General features: G+C 34.4%; 18 protein-coding genes and 1 tRNA gene. 8 read left to right on the forward strand and 11 right to left on the reverse strand.

Translation table 11 applies throughout. The annotated features are described in order from the left end of the window. Positions 1–101: 101 nt before the first annotated feature. The 6 genes from HNR32_RS12430 to HNR32_RS12455 all read left to right on the forward strand — a co-directional run bounded on the left by HNR32_RS12430 (position 102) and on the right by HNR32_RS12455 (position 6,683). Entirely contained in the window at positions 102–290 is a 189-nt protein-coding gene (locus HNR32_RS12430) for a substrate-binding domain-containing protein (RefSeq protein WP_196611094.1), read from the forward strand. Positions 291–419: 129 nt separating this feature from the next. Beyond that, positions 420–1,820: an L-fucose/L-arabinose isomerase family protein gene (locus HNR32_RS12435; RefSeq protein ID WP_183863162.1), complete on the forward strand. Its 1,401-nt coding sequence runs from the start codon at positions 420–422 to the stop codon at positions 1,818–1,820. A 2-nt stretch (positions 1,821–1,822) separates the two neighbouring features. Then, on the forward strand, positions 1,823–2,641 hold the full coding sequence (locus tag HNR32_RS12440; protein ID WP_183863163.1) for a transketolase: 819 nt from the start codon (positions 1,823–1,825) through the stop codon (positions 2,639–2,641). After that, a complete protein-coding gene (locus HNR32_RS12445) occupies positions 2,634–3,569 on the forward strand; it encodes a transketolase family protein (RefSeq protein WP_183863164.1) in 936 nt (311 codons plus the stop codon). Before HNR32_RS12440 ends, HNR32_RS12445 begins: the two co-directional genes overlap by 8 nt. Before the next feature lie 41 nt (positions 3,570–3,610). Beyond that, on the forward strand, positions 3,611–5,101 hold the full coding sequence (glpK, locus tag HNR32_RS12450) for a glycerol kinase GlpK (RefSeq protein ID WP_183863165.1): 1,491 nt from the start codon (positions 3,611–3,613) through the stop codon (positions 5,099–5,101). 208 nt (positions 5,102–5,309) lie between these two features. After that, positions 5,310–6,683 (forward strand): MFS transporter, encoded by a 1,374-nt coding sequence (locus tag HNR32_RS12455; protein WP_183863166.1) that lies wholly within the window; start codon positions 5,310–5,312, stop codon positions 6,681–6,683. A gap of 98 nt (positions 6,684–6,781) precedes the next feature. On the opposite strand, the gene HNR32_RS12460 is transcribed toward HNR32_RS12455, so the two are convergent. From HNR32_RS12460 to HNR32_RS12495, 8 genes are all read right to left on the reverse strand, one after another. Beyond that, the gene (locus HNR32_RS12460; RefSeq protein ID WP_183863167.1) at positions 6,782–7,198 is read right to left on the reverse strand and encodes a 3-hydroxyacyl-ACP dehydratase FabZ family protein; all 417 of its coding nucleotides are present in this window, start codon (positions 7,196–7,198) and stop codon (positions 6,782–6,784) included. After that, positions 7,185–8,510, reverse strand: a complete 1,326-nt coding sequence (locus HNR32_RS12465; RefSeq protein ID WP_183863168.1) for a class I adenylate-forming enzyme family protein — start codon at positions 8,508–8,510, stop codon at positions 7,185–7,187. The genes HNR32_RS12460 and HNR32_RS12465 overlap by 14 nt, the downstream gene beginning before the upstream one ends. Before the next feature lie 2 nt (positions 8,511–8,512). Then, positions 8,513–9,667 carry a thiolase family protein gene (locus HNR32_RS12470; protein ID WP_183863169.1) on the reverse strand — a complete coding sequence of 385 codons (1,155 nt, stop codon included), beginning with the start codon at positions 9,665–9,667 and terminating at the stop codon, positions 8,513–8,515. Further along, on the reverse strand, positions 9,660–10,214 hold the full coding sequence (locus tag HNR32_RS12475; protein WP_183863170.1) for a biotin transporter BioY: 555 nt from the start codon (positions 10,212–10,214) through the stop codon (positions 9,660–9,662). Before HNR32_RS12475 ends, HNR32_RS12470 begins: the two co-directional genes overlap by 8 nt. A 215-nt stretch (positions 10,215–10,429) precedes the next feature. Beyond that, positions 10,430–10,804, reverse strand: a complete 375-nt coding sequence (locus HNR32_RS12480) for a metal-sensing transcriptional repressor (RefSeq protein ID WP_231038108.1) — start codon at positions 10,802–10,804, stop codon at positions 10,430–10,432. Next, positions 10,805–10,990 carry a type II toxin-antitoxin system Phd/YefM family antitoxin gene (locus HNR32_RS12485; protein ID WP_183863171.1) on the reverse strand — a complete coding sequence of 62 codons (186 nt, stop codon included), beginning with the start codon at positions 10,988–10,990 and terminating at the stop codon, positions 10,805–10,807. It lies immediately after the preceding gene. A gap of 14 nt (positions 10,991–11,004) precedes the next feature. Beyond that, complete coding sequence (locus HNR32_RS12490; RefSeq protein ID WP_183863172.1) at positions 11,005–11,235, reverse strand: hypothetical protein; 231 nt, start codon at positions 11,233–11,235, stop codon at positions 11,005–11,007. Between the two features lie 16 nt (positions 11,236–11,251). After that, positions 11,252–12,205 carry a magnesium transporter CorA family protein gene (locus HNR32_RS12495; protein ID WP_183863173.1) on the reverse strand — a complete coding sequence of 318 codons (954 nt, stop codon included), beginning with the start codon at positions 12,203–12,205 and terminating at the stop codon, positions 11,252–11,254. A gap of 405 nt (positions 12,206–12,610) precedes the next feature. Here HNR32_RS12495 and HNR32_RS12500 point away from each other — a divergent pair. Continuing rightward, a tRNA-Ser gene (locus HNR32_RS12500) sits at positions 12,611–12,699 on the forward strand. A gap of 83 nt (positions 12,700–12,782) precedes the next feature. Here the strand turns inward: HNR32_RS12500 and HNR32_RS12505 are convergent. The 3 genes from HNR32_RS12505 to HNR32_RS12515 all read right to left on the reverse strand — a co-directional run bounded on the left by HNR32_RS12505 (position 12,783) and on the right by HNR32_RS12515 (position 16,235). Next, positions 12,783–14,432, reverse strand: a complete 1,650-nt coding sequence (locus HNR32_RS12505; RefSeq protein ID WP_183863174.1) for a recombinase family protein — start codon at positions 14,430–14,432, stop codon at positions 12,783–12,785. Positions 14,433–14,520: 88 nt separating this feature from the next. Continuing rightward, positions 14,521–14,730, reverse strand: coding sequence for a hypothetical protein (locus HNR32_RS12510; RefSeq protein ID WP_183863175.1), 210 nt, complete (start codon positions 14,728–14,730; stop codon positions 14,521–14,523). After that, on the reverse strand, positions 14,727–16,235 hold the full coding sequence (locus tag HNR32_RS12515; RefSeq protein WP_183863176.1) for an FtsK/SpoIIIE domain-containing protein: 1,509 nt from the start codon (positions 16,233–16,235) through the stop codon (positions 14,727–14,729). Before HNR32_RS12515 ends, HNR32_RS12510 begins: the two co-directional genes overlap by 4 nt. A 332-nt stretch (positions 16,236–16,567) precedes the next feature. On the opposite strand from HNR32_RS12515, the gene HNR32_RS12520 reads away from it, so the two are divergent. Next, positions 16,568–16,792 (forward strand): hypothetical protein, encoded by a 225-nt coding sequence (locus HNR32_RS12520; protein ID WP_183863178.1) that lies wholly within the window; start codon positions 16,568–16,570, stop codon positions 16,790–16,792. The last annotated feature ends 52 nt before the right edge of the window (positions 16,793–16,844 follow it).

Here is a 16,844-nt window from a genome sequence, read left to right on the forward strand (position 1 = left end):
CGGGGATAGCCTGTGGAGATAATGTAAGACGTGTTTTTTGCGCAACTATCTATGAAGCAGGAACCCCGCGACTTTAGTCGTGGGAGGTTCAGGATATACCTATGTGTACTTTTATTGATCCGGAGCTGTCATCAATAGCTGTGCCTATCGATAAATTGGGTACAATAGCTGTAAGGCGGTTAATGGAAAAGATAGATAAACCGCTGGAAAATAATGCTTTAAATATCTCAGTAGAAACTACTTTTATTAAACGCGGAAGTATTGGCGAAAATAATAAAAAAATCAAATAAAGATATATCAGTAAATAGAGATGACAGAGTCATCTCTATTTTTTTATTTAAATTATTTAATTAAACATTATTGACTTTTAAATATATAATGCTATAATTTTAATTAAATAATTTAAATGGGGGATAGATATGAAAAAGATAAAATTAGGATTGGCTCCAACACGCCGCTCAATTTTTAGTGCACCAGATGCAATAAAATATCGTAAGCTTACACAAAAACGATTGGAGGAATTAGGCATTGATTTTGTTGATATTACCGATATCAATGAAGAAGGTTTACTCTATGACGATAATGATCGTATAGCTATAAAAGAAAAATTCAGAAAAAATAAAATAGATGGATTGTTTATACCACATTGTAATTTTGGTACAGAATATGAATGTGCAAGATTGGCTAAAGATTTAGATGTACCAGTGTTATTATGGGGGCCATTGGATGAACGTCCTGATGAAAATGGTGTGCGGCTGCGTGACAGCCAGTGTGGTTTATTTGCTACCGGTAAGGTGTTGCGCCGTTTTAAGGTGCCATTCACATATTTGACTAATTGTCGTTTAGAAGATCCTGTTTTCGAACGAGGAATTAAAGACTTTTTAGCTGTTTGTAATGTAGTTAAGACTTTCCGTAATATCCGTATTTTACAGATTGGTCCGCGTCCATTCGATTTTTGGTCAACAATGTGTAATGAAGGTGAATTACTGGAGAAATTTAATATTCAGTTAGCACCGATTCCTCTCCCCGAACTTACTCAGGCAGTAGAAAAAGCTAAGGCTGAAAAAATAGAAGTAAAAGCAGTAATTGATTATATCAACCAAAATATGGAAGTAAAGATAAAAGAAGGAGAAGTCGAAAATGTGGCTGCTTTAAAAGTAGCGATGAAGCACTTAATAGAAAAGTATGGCTGCAGCGCAGCAGCTATACAATGCTGGAATGCATTGCAAAGTGAGCTTGGCGTTATGCCGTGTGCAGCTAATGCCCTGCTCAATGAAGAAGGAATTCCAGTAGTATGTGAAACCGATATTCATGGTGCCATTACGGCTTTGTTGGCTGAAGCTGCTGGTATGGGAGAAAATAGAAGCTTTTTTGCTGATTGGACAATTCGTCATCCTGATATTGAAAATGGTGAATTACTTCAGCATTGCGGTCCATGGCCGATTTCAGTAGCTGAGGAAAAGGTAAAACTTACTTATCCGCTGGCTTTTGAACATCCAGGCAGTTTGACAGCAGAAGCCAAACATGGCGATGTAAGTTTATGCCGCTTTGATGGTGATAATGGAGAGTATTCATTATTATTGGGAAATGCTAAAGGTGTTGCCGGTCCTAAAGGTATGGGGACATATTTGTGGATAGAAGTTGAAAATATTAAACGTCTTGAAGCAAAAATAGTTGAAGGTCCATATATTCATCATTGTGTAGGTATTCATAAAAATATTGTGCCGGTTCTTTATGAAGCTTGTAAGTATATGAATATTAAACCTGATTTTTATGATCCTATTGAAGAAGATATTAAGGCATATTTGCGAGGAGAATAATCATGAACTTAAAAATAAAAGCTACAGATTTAAGAAAAGATATTTTGACCCTTATTTATAAGGCTAGAACCGGACATACTGGTGGCGACATGAGTGTGATTGATATATTGACAGTGCTTTATTATAAATATATGAATGTTAACCCGGAAAATATTAAAGACCCTAATCGAGATAGATTTATTTTAAGTAAGGGACATGCTTCGGAAGCATTGTATTGTGTATTATCTGATAAAGGTTTTTTTCCTAAATCGGATTTAGATAATTATTCCGGTTATGGTTCTAAATATATTGGTCATCCCAATAATAAAGTCAATGGTGTAGAAATGAATACTGGTTCATTGGGACATGGGCTTGCTGTCGGAGTAGGGATGGCACTGGCTGGTCGAATGGATAAAAAAGATTATAGAGTATATGCCGTAATGGGCGATGGTGAAATGGCAGAAGGTTCAGTTTGGGAAGCGATTATGGCAGCTGGGCATTATAAACTTGATAATTTAACGGCATTTGTCGATCGCAATAGATTACAGATTTCCGGTACAACGGAACAAGTGATGACTCAGGATTCGCAGGAAAAGCGATGGGAAGCGTTTGGCTGGAATGTATTATCCATTAATGGTAATGATATTGATGCTTTAGATGCAGCTGTTGGACTTGCTAAGCAATCCAAAGGTAAACCAACAGTAGTTATTGCCAATACAACAAAAGGCTGCGGTGTTTCTTATATGGAAAATCAGGCTGGCTGGCATCATCGTGTTCCGACTGAAGAAGAATATGCTCAGGGAATAAAAGAATTAGAACAAAGGAGAGCTCAATATGAATAATATAGCCAATAAACAGGCCATTTGTAATAAACTTTTAGAAGCATCCCAAACTGATAAGGATATAGTGGTACTTTGCAGTGATTCCAGAGGTTCGGCATCACTGACTAAATTTGCCGATGAGCTTCCTGAACAGTTTATTGAAATAGGTATTGCTGAGCAAAATCTTGTAACAGTAAGTGCTGGATTGGCTTCCTGCGGTAAAAAAGTATTTGCTGTATCACCAGCAAGTTTTTTAAGTACTCGCAGCATGGAACAGGCAAAAGTAGATGTTGCCTATTCTAATACTAACGTAACATTGGTAGGTATCAGCGGTGGTATTAGTTATGGTGCATTAGGCATGACCCATCATTCAGCAAATGATATTGCTACAATGGCATCAATTCCTAATATGCGTGTGTATTTACCAAGTGATCATTTCCAAACTGAAAAATTAATTGAAGCATTATTGCAGGATGATAAACCAAGTTACGTTCGCGTTGGCCGTAATGCAGTTGATCCAGTATATGAAGAAAATAATATCCCTTTTGAAATGGATAAAGCTACATTAATAAAAGACGGCACAGATGTTACCTTGATTGCCTGCGGTGAAATGGTAAAATCGGCTAAGGATGCTGCTGAAATTTTAGCAAAAGAAGGTATAAGCGCTCGAGTAGTTGATATGTATTGTTTAAAACCAATAGATAAAGATATCGTTATTAAAGCGGCTAAAGAAACAAAAGGGATAGTAACAATTGAAGAACATACTATATATGGCGGGTTAAATTCTCAGGTTGCTCAGATAACAGCACAAAATTATCCTGTCACTGTAATTGGTATGGGACTTCCGGATGCGCCCGTAATTACCGGGAAATCACAGGAAGTATTTGATACCTATGGTTTAAATGCTGAGGGAATAGCAAAAGAAGCCAAGAAGGTATTGAACAAGTAAATTATTTCTGGTAACAATATAAGAACGTGAGGGAGAGTAAAATGCCAGAAGCAAAATATATATTAGGACTTGATCAAAGTACACAAGGAACAAAAGCTTTAATCTATGATGAAAATGGCAAAATTATAGCCCGCGCTGATCTGTTACACAAACAGATGATTGATGAACGTGGTTGGGTGGAACATGACCCACAGGAAATACTAGCTAATACTTATAAAGTCATTGCAGATGTTATAGATAAAGCACAAATTGATAAAAATAAAATAGTATCTCTTGGCATTAGTAATCAACGGGAAACGGCTATGGCTTGGAATAAAAAAACAGGCCAGCCGGTTTATCCGGCCATTGTCTGGCAATGTGCCCGTGGGGAAAATATATGTAAAAAAATTGCTGATAATGGATATAGTAAGAAGATAAAGGATGCTACAGGACTCTTTTTATCACCGTATTTTTCTGCAGCAAAATTAGCATGGATTTTAGAAAATGTTCCCAGTGCCCGTGCGGCAGCAAATAATAATGAGCTTTGCTGTGGGACAATGGATAGCTGGCTCGTATATTCTTTGACTAAAGGAAAAGAGTTTAAGACAGATTATTCCAATGCATCACGTACACAATTATTTAATATTAATACATTGTCTTGGGATAAAGTGATTTGCGATGTATTTGGTCTGCCTATAAATTCGCTGCCGGAGGTTGTAGATTCTAATGCCTTTTATGGTATGACTGATTTAAATGGATTTTTAGCTGCAGAAATTCCCATACATGCTGTTATGGGGGATTCCCATGCTGCCTTGTTTGGACAAGGCTGCCACAAGCCAGGCGGAGTGAAAGCAACTTATGGTACAGGATCATCAGTAATGATTAATACTGGCAATAAATTAATAAGAAGTAAAAATGGACTCGTTACATCATTGGCATGGTCTATAGATGGCAAAGTCAATTATGTCTTAGAAGGCAATATAAACTATACCGGAGCGGTGATAAGCTGGCTTAAAGATGATTTGCAATTAATTGATTCCGCTGGGGAAACAGAACAATTGGCTAAAGAAGCTAATATTGCTGATAAAACATATTTTGTACCAGCCTTTACAGGATTAGGCGCACCGTACTGGAAAAATGATGCGGCCGGAATGATTACAGGAATGACCAGAACCACTGGTAAAAAAGAAATAGTTAAGGCTGCATTAGATAGTATCAGCTATCAAATAACTGATATCCTTAAGCTTATGCAGAGTGAGTCTGGCATGGACATAAAAACACTGCGTGTTGATGGTGGTCCTACCAAAAACAAGTACTTAATGCAGTTTCAGGCGGATATTCAGGGTTTTCCAGTATTGGTACCGGAGGTGGAAGAACTTTCGGCATCTGGTGCAGCTTATCTTGCTGGTATTTCCCTGGGACTTTATGATATAAATGATATGAATTTTTCCGGCAGACATAAAAAATACGAAGTATTATTAATGTCGCAAGAACGGGAAAAATTATATACTGGCTGGAAAAATGCCATTGAGCGGACAATTTATAATTTGTGATTAAATATATCAAATGGCATTATGTTGATCTTAATATGATGCCATTTTAGAAAATTACTTATATTTAGACATAAAATTAAGAAAATTTTCTTTTGAAAGTAATTTTCTAATTACATATAAAATACAATTAATTAAGAGAATAAGATAACTTGCAGTAATAACAGCAAAAATAATTATTTATTAAGTATGTGGGAAAAGAGGATAAGTAATGGCAGCAGGAGAAAAAATTAGTATTCGCGAAAAGATTTGCTATGGATTGGGAGATTCATCGGCAAATATTTTCTTTGGCATGACAATGATGTTTTTGCCTTATTTTTATACGGATGTAGTGGGAATATCTGCTAGCGCAATGGGCTTTTTATTTTTGGTAGCAAGATTTTTTGATGCTTTTTCTGACCCGATAATTGGGCACTTAGCTGATAATACTAATACTAAATATGGGCATTATCGGCCATTTTTATTATATATGGCGATACCATATGGTTTATCATGTTTTTTAGTGTTTTTGGCACCGGAGTTTAGCCCAACAGGTAAGTTGGTATATGCTTATATTACATATTTGTTTTTAATTGCAATGTATGCTTCAACAGTTGTTCCTTATGTAGGATTGCTGACTGTTATTACAGGTAATCCGGCAGAACGTTTATCAATAAATTCAGTTAGATTTCCTTTGGCAAAAACAGCTTTTTTGCTGTGCTCAGTGGTAGTGCCAATATTTGTAGCAAGTTATGATAAGGCACATGAAGCCGAAGGATATAGAACAGCTATGATTATTATTGCAATAATTGCAGCTGTTTGTACTTTGACATGTTTCTTCGGAACGAAAGAACGTGTGCAGATGACAGTGCCAAATTCGAATGAAAAGAAAACATCATTATTATCTGAAGTAAAACTTATTTTTAAAACTAAAACATTGCGGTCTTTTTATATTTTCTTTGCCCTTACCCAAATGGCATTTACTTTTAAGGGCAGTGCCGCTATTTATTATGCTAAATATTATTTACAGCAAAATGATGCATTTTTGACAGGAGTGTTGTCAGCATTTTCTATTGCGGGAATTGTAGCACCGATAGTAGCAATGTTCTTAATAAATCGCGGTGTATTCAAAAAATTGCGCATGTTGGAAATAGCAACAATAGGGGCAGGAATTATGGCAATACCTATTATGCTTATACCACCAGAACATTATATGATTTCTGTGGCATTTTTAGTGTTAACAACATTTTTCGGCGAATTAGGTATTATTGTTTATTGGGCTTTGCCATGTGATTGTGCTGAATTATGTGAAGCTAGATATAATAAAAAAATGATTGGCGTATTAGGCGCACTGGCATTATTTTCCCAAAAATTTGCTATGGGGATAGTCGGTTTATTAATTGGCGGTATTTTGTCCTATGTAGGTTATGTGGCAGGCGGCGCAGTAAATGGCAAAATTTCTATGGGAATTTTAAGTATAGTAGCAGGGCTGCCGGCAATCTGCCATTTTGTAAGTTATTATTATTTAAGACAATATGATCTTAATGAAGAAAAAATGGCAGAAATTCACGAAGAAGTAATTGAGCTGAATACTGCTAAAATATGAATCATATAGAAATCATGCTGGAATAAGAAAAAATACTCCCAAGCAAATTTTTAATTTGTTTGGGAGTATTTTTGGTATATAAGAATAAGAGGCTGAATTTATAAATTTTTTATAGCAATACAATGCCATTTGGCAGAGAGAATAAGTTCGTCATTAAGCCAGGCATAACCTTCTTGGTAAATCGTTTTATCACGAATTCGTAAATTGTTGATAGTCATTTTAATCGTGTTGGGAATGGAAACAATTTGATGTATTTTAACGGCATCAATAGCAGCTGCTGCCAATCTTTTATCTGTTGTCAGCTGCAGTATTTTACAGCCGGCACCGCCGCACTGCATTAAGGATTCTATGAGAATTGTGCTGGGGATAATTTTTTTATTGTTAAGAATATCATAAAATTTAAAATCGCTGCCGTAATATTTCTGTCCAATAATCTTGGTATTATCGGCATGTAAAATTTCATCAACGAAAAGAAAGGGGGCTCGCTGTGGCAGAAAGTTTTCAATTGCTTTCATTTATTTTCTCCATGGCTATTTTTTGCAGAGCAAATTTATCAATTTTACCATTGGTATTTAAAGGAAATTTTTGCAGGAAAAAAACTTTTTGGGGAGGGTGTCCAACATTTTGCTTACAATAATGAAAAACTTCTTTTATCGTTAATGTATTTGATTTAGGAATAATCGCTGCGGCAATTTTTTGTCCGCGTAATTTATCGGGGATGCCAAATACAGCAGCATCTTCAATAAAGGCATGTTTTTTTAGCAAAGCTTCAATTTGCTCCGGCTGGATTTTAACACCGCCAACATTTATTACACCGTTTTTACGTCCTTTCAGTGTAATATAGCCATTAGTGTCAATATAGCCTAAATCACCAGCAGTGGCTTTAGGTCGTAGGGAAGGGACAATATAGGGACTTTCTACCCAGATTACATCGTCAATGATTTGGGCTTTTACCTGGGGAAATAATTTACCAGCGCTTTCTGGATGCTGTAATAAATCATTAGTTTCAGCATAGCTTATATGACCGAGTTCACTGGAACCATAATATTCAATAATTTTGGCTCGGGGAAAATGATAATGGAGACCTTTGACAATATCCAGCGTTATCTTGGCACCACCGCTGACTAAAGAAATAATTTTTTCATTCATTTTTTTGCATACCTTAAGTAATATGCGATAGTGGGCTGGTACCATGAAGATGGAATTTATTTTGTATTTATCAATGTCGAGCAGCCAGGTGCATGGCAGGCGATTCTTGGCAATTACTACACAGCCGCCAACAGAAAAGGTATGGATACAGGCATTAAGGTTAGCGGTATAGGATAAATCGCCAGCTAAATAAAGACGCGTTTTGGCATCGATATTAAATAATTTGCTTTGCCAGGGAAAGGCTGCGGCCCAGCTGTAATGGTCGCGCATTATTATTTTGGGTATGCCGGTGCTGGAACCGGAGCTCATAGCACCGAGAAAAATATCATTTTCTCTTACAGTGGGTACAGCTTTTTTGTGGGCGTTAAAAAAATTATTATATTGAACTCGTATCTTGATTTGATATTTTTCCATTAATTTTTTTGTAATTTTTTCTGGCAGTGTACTGCTTCCCAGTACGCATATGCCACCAGCCTTTATAATAGCAAAAAAACATAATAATAAACGGACAGGATGGTCTTCCTGTAAAAAAATTATTTCACCTTTTTTTATGAAAGTAGCGTTATAAGCCATATAGCTGCTCTGGCGATCGAGTTCATCATAGGTGAGTTTTTTATCGTTATGGATGAGGCAAATTTTTGTTTTGGGTGCGTGTTTTAATATATCAGATATTACCATGATTATATTACCTCCAATAATGTTGCTGTACCTAGTCCGCCGACAGCACCTATGGATGCAATCCCTAATTTAGCTTTTTTGTTTTTTAATATTTTCAGCAGGTGCAGTAAAATAATAGCACCGGAAGCACCATAGGGATGACCAAAGGCGATAGCACCGCCATATTGATTGAGGATATTTGAGTCTATATTCAATTCATTGCAAACGGCTAAGATTTGGACAGCAAATGCTTCGTTTATTTCGACAGCATCGATTGAGTCTAATGAGAGTGAATGTTTTTGCAATAATTTTCTTATAGCAGGAATAGGACTTAAAGGAAATATATTGGGATCACAGCCAACATTTACGGCAGGATACAAATAAGCCTGAGGCTGTAAATGATATTTATTGACAGCCTGCTGGGAAGCTAATACTAAAAAGGCAGCACCATCATGTTTTAAACAGGAATTTCCAGCGGTAATGCTGCCGTTAGCAGTGAAAGCTCCTTTTAAACGGCTTAATAATTTCATATTCATAGTACTTTTAGGACATTCATCAGTAGAAATATAATTAGCTTCTTTGGCAACAGGAACGATAATATCCTGTAAATAGTGATTTTCTTGTGCCAGACAGGCCTTTTTATGGCTGGCTAAGGCAAATTCATCCATTTGCCGGCGAGATATTTTAAATTTATCAGCCAAAGCTTCAGCGGCAATGCCAATATCAGGATTACCAATCCATTCTGGGGAAAAAGGTGCTTGTTCATAATAGGAATCTTTGTCTTTAAAACGAGGGTCATGTTCATTGAATTGTCTTTTGGGTGCCAGTGAGCTGCTCTCGGCTCCACCAGCGATGACTATGTCAGCACGCCCAGAGGCAATCATTGCCGCAGCTGTATCAACGGCATTAAGTCCCGAGCTGCACTGAGAATCAATAGTAAAAGCTGGAATATCATAAGGAAAACCAGCCTCGAGGGTGGCAACTCGGGCAATGTTTCCGCCAGTTCCAATTATATTACCCATAATTACAGCATCGACATCATAAGGGCGTAATTGGAATTTTTCTAAAAGACCGGTGAGTGTTATCGCCGCTAGTTTTTCAGGTAAAAAATCTTTCAAAAGTCCATTTTTTTTGCCAATTGGTGTTCTGAGTCCACCAATCAGATAATTTTTATTCATTATATCGCCTCAAAGCAGGGATGTTTTTGTAGAGGGCCTTTGCCAATATCGTGGCAAGGATTGTTTTTAATATGTCGCCGGGTAAAAAAGGCAGCATACCGAGCCAAATAGCTTGCTTGAGATGCATCTGCGTGATAAATAGCAGCCAAGGAATAGCTATTATATATTCGATCAAGATACTGCCGGTAAAGATAGCAGCAAATAAACGAAAGGTATTATTGTTGTTGCCGCGCAATAGAGAAATTATGCCAACGCCAAGCAAAAAACCGAGATAATAACCACCGCGAGGACCAAGTAAAATGCCAATGCCGCCAGTAAAACCGGAAAATACAGGCAGGCCGGCAGCACCTAATAAAATTACGATTAAAATACTGTAAACAGCCTGACGTACAGATAAAACAGCTCCAGCCAGCATAACGCCTAAGCTAATGCCGGAAATAGGTACGGGACCAATGGGAATGGAAATAAATCCTAGAACGATGATTAGAGCCGCAAATAAAGCTGAATATACAAAGTTAAATAAATTATTATTATTTTTATTATTCATGGTAAAGGTACTCCTTTTATTATAATTATAGTAACTAAGAAAATTATAATTTAGCGTTTAAATATAGTCAACTTTTACACATAATAAGTTGACGCAATATAAAAACAAAATGACAAAAAAAGGCCCAAAAGTAAGTTGGGCCAGTTCGTTTATAGGAAAATAATAAAATTACGTACCATATGAATTTTTCTTAATTATAGAGGTTGTTTGAAAAATTATTTTATAAATTTATCAATAGCGCTTTTTAATTTGTCAATTGTTTCAGTATCATTTGATTTAGCGGCATCAATAATACAATGTTCCATATGGTCTTTTAAGATGACTTTAGAAACATTGGTGACAGCAGCATTGATGGCAGCCAGCTGAATTAAGACATCACTGCAGTCACGGCCTTTTTCAACCATATTACGCACAGCGTTCATATGCCCGATAATACGAGCCATTCTATTTAATACAGCTTTAGTCTGGGTGTGTGGGTGGGCGTGGAGATGATTGTGGTCATGTATATGTGGATGATCGTGTGAATGTTCATTATTTGCGGGCATGTCAATAATATTTAGTTCATTATTAGAATTAACTGGTTTTGACATTTATTTATCATTCCCATTTTTTAATAAAAAAAGTTCTTTGTTTATTTCATTATATTTATCCAATGACATAAAGACCATATTTTTGCCATTGGAACGCTGAATAATATAAGTTTCATCTTTTGCAGCGGCCTGTTCGGCATAAAGGGTAAATTCGCGTAAAAAAGCAGATGATGATATAGCTTCCATTGTATTTTCTCCTATTAACAAGAATTAGTGCCTAGATAAGGATGAACAACAGGTTCCAGGCTGAGCCTACGTACAAGATCTAAAGCTTCCTGCAGTGTAATATCAGATTTTTCATCTTTGCATTCAAAAATACATAAGGGTGTGGCAATGCCAATTTCGGAAGCAGGCATATATACATATTCAGATGTAGCATTATCACCATAAATAATACCATCTTTTAATGCAGATTCTGTCATTGTTGGCATAAAATATCCACCTTTATTAAAACATATTTTTTCGCCATAATAATATGGCACAGCCTACTGCCATAACTATAGCTATTAGCGATACATAAAAAAAACCGAGAGGACTATCAGCGAAAGGAATGGACACATTCATACCGAAAAATCCTGAAATGGCAGTTGGAATTGCCAAAATAATTGTTACCGCCGTTAAAAAACGCATCACTAAGTTTAGATTGTTGGACATTATTGAAGAGAATGTATCAGCCATGCGTGATAAGATAGTACTGTACATATCACCCATTTCCCGGGCCTGCTTATTTTCTATGATAACATCTTCCAATAAATCTTCGTCTTCTTCATATACTTTTATTATGTTTTGGACATTGTGATTAGAGCGTATGCGCATAAGCTTATCCAAAACTGCAGCATTGGAACGCAGTGAGGCATTAAAATAAGTCAGTGCCTTTTGTAATTCAAGCAGACGCAGAATTTCACGGTTTTGCAGAGAATCACGTAATTTTATTTCGATTTCATCGGATAATTTATCGATTTGTCGCAAGTAACGCAGATAATAAGTAGCCGATTTATATAATAATTGCAATAGAAAGCGAGTTTTTTTGTAAGTGCGAAATGCATTGCTGGTTTGCTGATTAAATTCTGATAAGACAGGAGTATCAGCCAGACAAACGGTAATAATATAATCAGTTGTAAGAATAATAGCCAGTGGTAAAGTATCGTACATTTCAGGACCGTGCATTACTGGCAAATTAGTCAGAACCATTATAGAGTTATCTTCAACATCGATATGGGAACGTTCTTCATTATCTAGTGCTGAGCGAAGAAAATCTGGTTCAACTTCGGTGAGATTACTGACAACTTTTAATTCGTAAGGCGTTGGTGCCACTATATTTATCCAGGCACCTCTTTCTAAAGTCTTTAAATTCAGTTCTTCTAAAGGGCCAGATTCTAATGATTTATATATTTTCAACATAATCTATGACCAAATCTCCTTTCAGAGGAAAGTTTGAGTCATAAATAGACCTTCGCTGAAAATATAATGTAATGAATAAATAACCATATTTTTATAGTTACTTATTTATTACATTATATCCATGAAAAGGATATATGGCACAAACATCCTTATTAAATTTTTAATTAAACAACACTGTCGCGGATGGTCTGCATCCATAATACCCGCCTCTTTCTTTAATTGACTCTATATATGAAGTGCTTTTTCATATTATCCAAACTGACAAATCTGGATAGCCAAAGTTATTAATAAATATTCCATTAAAATATTACCCCATGCCATAATATAAGTCAATGATTTTAAAATTAATATTAAGTAAAATTTGACATTAAATAAAATTGTTGCTATAATAGTAAAGCATTTAACGGAGAGGTGTCCGAGTGGTTTAAGGAGCTGGTCTTGAAAACCAGTGATACGGCAACGTACCGTGGGTTCGAATCCCACCCTCTCCGCCATTTTACTAATATCTTTTTATGAAATTAATTGTGTGTCATTATATATTTAGAGCTTGTTTGAAGTGTATCCTTGTAGGGAAACTTCAACTGGCTCTATTTTTTTTGTGACAGTTAGCGTTTTGGACATTTAAATTAAATTTATAAACGATATTCATATCTAGAGATTTTTCGCCATTTATATTGTATGATTCTGAAACCTCTATGCGATCAATTAGCTCGACAACGATGGATCTTGTCAAAGTATTAATACGCAAACACTGTTTTACACGATTTGTCCAATTTGTTAAATCATCTTCAACACGTTTGTATTTGCTTAATTTGATTTCAATACTTTTGGTATCCGCAATTAACTTTTCTTGTTCATTACTATATTTTTGCGACATACGCTTAAAAAGATCAGTAGTAATCTCTCTAGAAATTTTATCTTCATATAAACTTTGCAGAAGCTGATCAATAGCTTTAATCCTATTTTTGTACTCACGAATATTTTTTTCGTACCGTTGTATATCTTTATTTTTAAATTCACCGTTACTTTTAAAAATATCATTAATCAACTTTTTTTCGTCTTCAGCAGCTAAGACAGCACATTCTTGAATATTTGTTAATACGGCTTGATATACGGTAAGATAATCAACATAGTGCATAGGACAAACATTTTTTCCCTTTTGGATATATGTACCACAGCGAAAAAATTCTTTTTTACCAGATTTCAAAAATTTTCGATTAAAAACTAGATTAGCACCGCAGTCCGCACATTTTATGATTCCTGCAAATATAGATACTGTTCCATTTGAGCTACGTCTTACAGTTTGTTTTTTATTACGTTTTCTAATTTGTTGTGCTTCAAACCATAATTTTTTGCTAATGAGTGGTTTATGAGTATTTTCAATGATGATCCATTCGCCGATATCTTTACTAATAATACGCTTATCTTTAAAAGATTTTACTGAGCGTTTACCATTGGCCATAGCTCCATAATAAACAGGATTTTTTATAATTTGCATTATGGTTGCACTTCCCCATTTATTTTTATTGTTCTTAAACGGGTTAGGTTTACCAATGCTGTTATAAAAATACTCATTTGCAGTCAGTATATTTTCACAGTTGAATACGTCTGCTATAGAGCGTGCAGTATTACCTTTTAGATACATTTCAAATATTCTAATTACATTATGAGCAACATTTTCATCAACAGCTAGAACGTGTTTATCTTCTTTTGATTTTAAATATCCATAAGGAGCACGACTGTTAGAAAATTTTCCTTGGCTAGCCATTAGTTTTTTTGTAGAACGTGTTTTACGACTTATATCAGCAGCATACATTTCATTCATAATTTCTTTAATGGGGGTTGAAATATTATTAAGGTCATCATTAAGGCTATCGTGATTGTCATGTATGGCAATATACCTAACACCATATTCATTAAATAATTCGCGGTGCCTACCAGCTTCAATATAATTGCGTCCTAATCTACTTAAATCTTTTGTAATAACACAGTTTATTATGCCATTTTCAATATCGTGCATCATTTTTTGAAAGCCTGGACGGTTGAATGTAGTTCCGGTTACATCATCATCAATGTAGGCTTTATACATAGTCCATTCTTTTTCGTTTACATAAGCTTCAAGCATGTCTTGTTGATTTTGTATGCTCATACTTACGTCTTTTTTACCATTTTTCAAGTCTTCCCTTGAAAGACGGCAATAAATTCCAACATTATATACTGTTTCCAAAAATTTGACTCCTTTCACGAAAGACAGCGTATATGCTAGGAATGCCTTTTATAATTATACTAAAGACATTCCTGAATAGTCCATTGAATTATGCAAATTCTTCTTTTAATCTAGTAGTGGCTATAGAAAGTAAAATATCATAAAGACTTTTTTGCGGATAAAAGCAATTTTTTATATTTATATTAATATTATTAATTTTCAATGTTGCAATTATACACGCATGAGTTACTTCAATTTCTTCTTTAGCTAAGAAGTTGGAATTTAAATTATTGATTTTGGGAATGAGTGTTTTTTTCATGCTTTTATACCCCCTTTACATGTGAGTGCTTGATTAATAGTTTTTATTGTTTTACCATGGGCGTTTAAAAAATTAATGGTTTCTGAGGATAAATCTTCTAAACAGACAGGTAAAACTGTACGTGGCAATTTGGCGTATATATCACCTGTAATCTGCAATTTATGTAATTTATCAATAAAACCAGTGGCTCTTTTCCAACCTATATGGAAGGTATCGCAAATCATATTGCAAGAAATATGATTTTTATTTAATGCCCAAATGATGATATTGGCGAAAAGTTGATCATCAATTTCGTTATTAGTGTTAGAAGCAACTATATTAGTGAATTTTACAGATGTTCTTTGTGTGGTTAAATCTTGAGTATTAGTTAAAAAACAATATTTTTTGTTAAATAAATTATAACGTTCAATATCTTTTGGAGGTCTATTTTTGTAGTTGATTCTAATATTAGTCAGTGCTTTATTTATAGTTTTTTCAGAGATAAATAAACCTTGTATATGTTGTAGTTGGGCATTACTGGAGGACCGAAACAACATGTCACCATTACCCTTCAGTTTTTCAGCACCGCTTTCACCAAGAATAGTAATAGAATTATTATATTTTGCGCATTGAAATGCCATCCTTGATTGAATATCACTAAGGTCAATTAACATATTTTTTTGTGTAGGATTATGAGCTGCTAGTACCATATGAATTTTAACGTGTCTGCCACGTCGTAAGATAGCAGAGATCGTTTCGGCTGCTAAATTCATCATTTTTTTATTACCTATTTCAGAAAGGAAGGAAAGAAATTCATCCGCAACGCAAACTATAGTAGGGAAGTGTGAGAATTCCTCAGTATTTTTAATACTTAAGCGATTGTCTAGTTCGGCTTTCAATTTCAACATAATATTTAGGAAAATTTTAGAATCAGTAATTATAGGCGCCGAAAGATGTGGAACGTCAGAAAATTGATCAAATTCGTTCGCTTTATCACATATTAAAAGTTTAACCTTATTTGGTGGACAGTTACAAAGTATACTAAGTAATATATTTTTTAAACCAGTCGTTTTACCAGAACCAGTTGTACCACTAACTAAAATATGTGGATATTTTACTAAATCGGTAATAACTGGTTTGCCAATAGCGTCGATTCCTACAATATGAGGTATTATATTTGCTCGATTTGCTTTGAAACTTTCAAATTCAGGGCATTTTAAAATTTGTAAAAAATTTTTATTTGATACTGAAGCTTTGGAAACGATTATAAGAATAAAAATATTTTGTTCCATTATTCTTAATACCGGAAGTTTTAAAGACATTCGAACGTCTTCAGCATATTTTTCAATATCATTTTTTCGTGTTCCACATAGAATTTTTGTTTTGTATATAAAACAATCATTACGAAGATAAATGTTTTTATTTTTTATGTTAATATAAACCCCATAGCTTTTGTAGCGTTTAATAATTTTTTCGGCTAAATCTTCGGCTTGATATTGTAATTCATCATAATCATAATTGCTCATTAAATAGACTCCTTTTATTTGATATTAGTAGTTCTTCTACTTCATCTATAAAAAAATAAGTGTGTATATCAGCTAAAAATACTGCTAAAATAGGATATATGGATATTATATTTAAAAATAGAAGTAAAAGAAGAAACACCACTTTGCAGACAAAAATTTATAAAATTGCAAAGAGACATGTAAAATAAAATGTTTTTAATTAAACTAGTCCTTTCTTTAATTTTAGAAGATATTATTAAATCTTGATGCATTAGTTTCCTTAAAGGTAGAATAGTGTAAAATATTTTAATTTATTACCTGAAAGGGATGTCTTTTGTTAATAATGATTATAAATGAAATATTTAGCTAAAAGGTGTGACAAAAATAAAAAGGGTGCATATAAAATGGATACAAAGTCTTTTGGGTACGATTTAGTTAAACGTAGGAAAAATTTTTATGGAGATTATATGTTGTTTGAGGAAAATATTAAACAAAATGAAAAATTTTGTATGGCTTTTTATAAATTAAAAGAAGACGTAAATTGCAATAGCAAATTGAACAAAATTTCCAATCTATAATAACTTTCAACAAGCATATATCTTATCCAAGAATGTATCAAAGAGATCCTCT

The sequence above is a fragment of the Pectinatus brassicae genome (assembly GCF_014201835.1).
GTDB lineage: Bacteria > Bacillota > Negativicutes > Selenomonadales > Selenomonadaceae > Pectinatus > Pectinatus brassicae.